Consider the following 4,621-nt stretch of genomic DNA (forward strand, 5'->3'; position numbering starts at 1 on the left):
GAGGGCGAAAGCATGCCGAGCTCGCCGACAATGGCGCCGACCGGCAGCTCGATGCCCGATTCGACCAGCCTGAAACGGCCGCTCACGATGTAGGCCATGTCCTCGGCCTTCTCGTCCTTGTAGAACAGGACCTCGCCGGCCATGCATTTACGCTCGGTCATGAAGGGTTTCAGCCAGTCCATCGACAGGTCGCTGTTGACCGATTTCCGCACTTCGCGCACCAGCTGCAGCATCTGATGAAGGCGGTAGGCGTTCAGCGCCAGCACCACGCTCTGCACCCCGATCACCAGATAGTTGTGAACGGGGATCGCGATGGCGATCAGGACGATGTTGGTGAGGATGCCCAACACGCGCAGCGGGATCATCGTCCGCATGGTCGTGGTGGCCACCACAAAGATCGATGCGAATACTGCGCCGGCCGTTCCTGCGTGTTCTGCGATATGTGAGGTATCCATCGGGCCAACCAACCTTGTGACAAAATTACCGCCTCGCCGGGCGGGCCGGCACCCCCGGGGGGCACAGCCTTCGGGCGCCTCCTCCATATACGGGGAAAACGAACGTTTTGCGTGTGATTTCAGCTTCGCGCCGCCCACCAGTTCGTTTTGGTCCCGGAGGCCGATAACGCGGTTTTTCCGCGCTCGTTGACGGCTTTGGCCGGCACGGGCAATTTGGCGCGCGGATCGCGGTCCTCAAAGGACCCGACTGACAGTCAGGCTCGCCTCTCGCACATGTCCAAGCCGATCATCGTACCCGTCCTGGCGCAGTTCATGACCGCCACCGCGGGCCGAAATATGACCGCGCCGGCCTATGCCGCAGTCGTGGTCGGCGTCCTGACCATGGTCCTTCTGACCGTCAACCCGGCCTATGAGACGGCGCACCATTGGGTCCAGGGGGTGCTGTGGGCGTGCCTCACCTTCTTCGTCTTCGAATGGCTGATCCGCATCCGCTATGCGGCGATGTCGCATCGCACCCTGTCCTATCTGATGTCCTTCCGCGGCCTGGTCGATACCGCCTGCGCATTCGCGGTGCCGCTCGCGCTGGCGTTCGGCGCCCAGCTCAGAACGGCCTGGCTCCTGGCCGTGCTCTGGCTGGTCAAGGTGGTGCCGGGAATTCCCGGCTTGCGGCAATTGCGCCGGGTGCTGGTGCTGGAATCGCGGCCGCTGCTCAGCGTGCTTTTGATTTTCCTTCTTATCCTGTTCCTGGGTTCGGTCGCTGTCCATTTCCTGGAGCGCGACGTTCAGCCCCAGACCTTCGGCAACGTGCCGTCCGCGCTGTGGTGGGCGGTCGTCACCCTGACCACAACCGGCTACGGCGATGTGGTACCGGTGACGCCCCTGGGCCGGCTGGTAGCGGCGCTGGTGATGATCTCCGGGCTCGGCGTGTTCGGGCTGTGGACCGGTATTCTGGCGACCGGGTTTGCCGCCGAGACCCGTCGCGACAACTTCCTGAGGACCTGGGAATCGGTGAGCAAAGTACCGTTCTTCGCCTCGCTCGGCCCCTCTGCGATCGCGGACGTCACCCATATGCTGCGCACGATGGATCTGCCGGCGCGCACCATGATCATCCGCAAGGGCCAGCAGGGCGACTGCATGTATTTCATCGCTTCCGGCGAAGTCGAGGTCGATCTGCCGGGCAAGAAGGTAACGCTGGCCGACGGTGCCTTCTTCGGCGAGATGGCACTGCTCGGCAACAATCGCCGTGGGGCGAATGTCATCACGACCAAGGTATCGCGGCTCCTGGTACTGGATCTCGTCGATTTCCGCCTGTTAATGGCGCGGCATCCCGATCTTGCCCAGACCATCGATGCCGAAGCCAGGCGGCGCGAACTGGAGAATAAATAGATGCATGCCCACGCTGAGGCGGGCGTCCCGCTACTTGAAACAACCGGCGCCCGCGCCACCATCCGGCTCAACCGCCCCAGGCACCTCAACCGGCTGCAGCCCGAGGATCTCGACGCCCTGTTGAAACTGTTCGACCGGATCGAAGCGGATTCCTCGCTGCGGGTGCTGGTCCTGACCGGCTCGGGGCGCGCCTTCAGCGCCGGTTATGATCTCGGCTCGATCGCCGAACGCGCGAAGGGAGAGCAGGAACAGACCGCGGGATCGGCATTCGAGGTCGTGGTCAATCGCCTGGAGGATCTCGCCTTGCCGACGATCTGCCGGCTCAACGGCGGCGTCTATGGCGGCTCGACGGATCTGGCGCTCGCCTGCGACTTCCGCATCGGCACCGAGGCTTGCGAGATGTTCATGCCGGCCGCGCGGCTGGGATTGCATTATTACAAGAGCGGCATCAAGCGTTACGTCTCGCGGCTCGGCGTCGACAATGCCAAGCGGCTTTTCCTCACCGCCGAGCGGATCGGCGCCCCCGAGATGCTGCGCATCGGCTATCTCACCACCATGGTGCCGACCGAGCGGCTGGATGAAGAGGTCGACCGGCTCGCCACCCTTCTTGCCGGCAATGCGCCCGTTGCCATGCGCGGCATGAAGCGGACGATCAATGAATTCGCGCGCGGCGAACTCGATGAGCGAGCGGCCGACCGCCGTCACCGCGACAGCATGCACGGCAGCGAAATCAAGGAAGGCATCCGCGCGTTTGCGGAAAAGCGTCCACCGAAGTTTTAGAGCGTGATGAGTTTAGGTTCGCACTGTCCAGCCGCAGGCTCGCTCTACCTCTCCCGCTTTCGGGGGTGGTCTATGCGCTCGAAGAGCGCCGCGGGTGGGGGATAAGTCTATCCACTCGGAGTCCGCATCTGTTGCGGCACCCCCACCCCAGCCCTCCCCCGCAAGCGGGAGAGGGAGCGGAGTTCCGCCTGGCGTCAGATCCTAATCCGTGGGTGCCCGGGTCAAGCCCGGGCATGACGATGGTCTTGGTGGCCGTTATTCGTCGAAGAACCTCACGGTATCGGCGATGTCGGCGCGCGAGGTGCGATAGCTGTTCGCCTTGTGCTCGCGATCGGGATAGCCGAAGGAGATGCCGCAGACGACGCGGCGATCGTCGGACAGACCGAAATGCTTGCGCACCACCTCGGATTGAAAGGCGAGCGCGGCCTGCGGGACGGTGGCGACGCCGAGCGCCTGCGCCGCCAGCATGAAGCTCGTGACGTAGCCGCCGCAGTCGATCGCCCCGTATACCCCGAGCGCCTCGTCGGTGTGCACGATGGCGACATGGGGCGCGCCGAAGAAGTTGTAGTTTTCCAGCGCCTGCTTGGCGTAACCGACCTTGTCGCCTTTCGGGATGCCCAGCGAGTTGTAGAGCTGGAAGCCGCTTTCGCGCCGCCGCTCGAGATAGACGCCGCGGTACTCGCGCGGGAACGGGAAGTCACCGGTCGTCGGCTTGCCGCTGCTGGCGGCGGCATACATCACCTCGCGGAACCTCTCGGTTGCCTTGCCCGAGGTGATCTCGAGCCGCCACGGCTGGCTGTTGCACCAGGACGCGGTGCGCTGCGCAGCGTTGAGGATGCGCTCGATCGTTGTGTGCTCCACCGGCTTCGGCAGGAAGGCACGGCAGGAAAAGCGCCCGGCCAGCAATTCTTCCAGAACGCCGATGCGGTCCGTATTCTCGTTCACCATAGCGTCCATGAATTCAACTCGCTTTTGCTCCAGGCAAGATTCCTTACCTGCCCTTGGTCGGAATCTTGTTGAACGGCACGTCCTTGTCGACCCTGATGTCGCCGGGCAGTCCCAGCACGCGCTCGGCGATGATGTTGCGCAGGATCTCGTCAGTGCCGCCGGCGATTCGCATCGAGGGCGAGGTCAGGAGCAGTTGCTGGAACTTGCCGCCCGCTTCCTCTTCGTCAGCGCCGGTGAGAACGCCGGCCGCGCCCTGGAGGTCCATGGCGTAGGCCGCGATATCCTGCACCATGGTGCCCGCGACCAGCTTGCCGATCGAGTTTTCAGGCCCCGGCCGCTCGCCTTTCGACATCGCGGAGACGGTGCGGTAGCTGGTGAATTTCAGGCCGTTCGACTTGACCGCCCAGCTGGCGAGCTTGGAACGCACGACGGGATCATCGATCGCGGGCCCATCCTCGAGCATCAGGCTGGAGCAGAACTCAAACATCTCCGGGAAGCCGGTCGCAAGCCGCGCGCCGATCGACATGCGCTCGTTCATCAGCGTGGTCAGCGAAACGTTCCAGCCGTCGCCGACCGCGCCCAGCCGCTGGCTGTCCGGAATCACGACGTCGGTGAAATAGACCTCGTTGAATTCCTGCATGCCGTTGGCCTGCTTGATCGGCCGCACCTCGACGCCCGGGCTCTTCATGTCCAGGAAGAACATGGTCAGCCCCTTGTGCTTTGGCACATTGGGATCGGTGCGGGTGATGAGCAGCCCGTAATCGGAATAATGCGCGCCCGAGGTCCAGATCTTCTGGCCGTTGATGATCCAGTTGTCGCCCTTCTTCTCGGCGCGGGTGCGAAGCCCAGCCACGTCGGAGCCGCCGGCGGGCTCGGAAAACAGCTGGCACCAGATTTCCTCGCCGGAAGCGATCTTGGGCAGATAGCGTTTCTTGTGCTCCTCGCCGCCGAAGGCCATGACGGTCGGGCCGCACATGCCCTCGCCGATCTGGAAGGGATGCGTCAGCTTGAAGTAGACGCCTTCTTCCTGCTGCCAGATCACGCGCTCGATC

Annotated in this window: 5 protein-coding genes; 2 read left to right on the top strand and 3 right to left on the bottom strand. The window is 63.8% G+C overall.

The window, feature by feature from the left end:
• A partial coding sequence (locus HY852_RS04180) for a cyclic nucleotide-binding protein (protein ID WP_291602885.1) occupies positions 1–455 on the bottom strand: 455 nt, incomplete at its 3' end.
• A gap of 273 nt (positions 456–728) precedes the next feature.
• On the opposite strand from HY852_RS04180, the gene HY852_RS04185 reads away from it, so the two are divergent.
• Positions 729–1,841 carry a cyclic nucleotide-gated ion channel gene (locus tag HY852_RS04185; protein WP_291602886.1) on the top strand — a complete coding sequence of 371 codons (1,113 nt, stop codon included), beginning with the start codon at positions 729–731 and terminating at the stop codon, positions 1,839–1,841.
• Positions 1,842–2,621 carry an enoyl-CoA hydratase/isomerase family protein gene (locus HY852_RS04190; protein WP_291602888.1) on the top strand — a complete coding sequence of 260 codons (780 nt, stop codon included), beginning with the start codon at positions 1,842–1,844 and terminating at the stop codon, positions 2,619–2,621.
• Positions 2,622–2,876: 255 nt separating this feature from the next.
• Here the strand turns inward: HY852_RS04190 and HY852_RS04195 are convergent, their stop codons facing one another.
• On the bottom strand, positions 2,877–3,578 hold the full coding sequence (locus HY852_RS04195; RefSeq protein ID WP_291602890.1) for a nitroreductase: 702 nt from the start codon (positions 3,576–3,578) through the stop codon (positions 2,877–2,879).
• A 34-nt stretch (positions 3,579–3,612) separates the two neighbouring features.
• Positions 3,613–4,621 (bottom strand): acyl-CoA dehydrogenase family protein (locus tag HY852_RS04200; RefSeq protein ID WP_291602891.1); only part of this gene is annotated, 1,009 nt, incomplete at its 5' end.

Origin of the sequence: Bradyrhizobium sp. (genome assembly GCF_016213215.1) — a bacterium.
Taxonomy (GTDB): domain Bacteria; phylum Pseudomonadota; class Alphaproteobacteria; order Rhizobiales; family Xanthobacteraceae; genus Bradyrhizobium.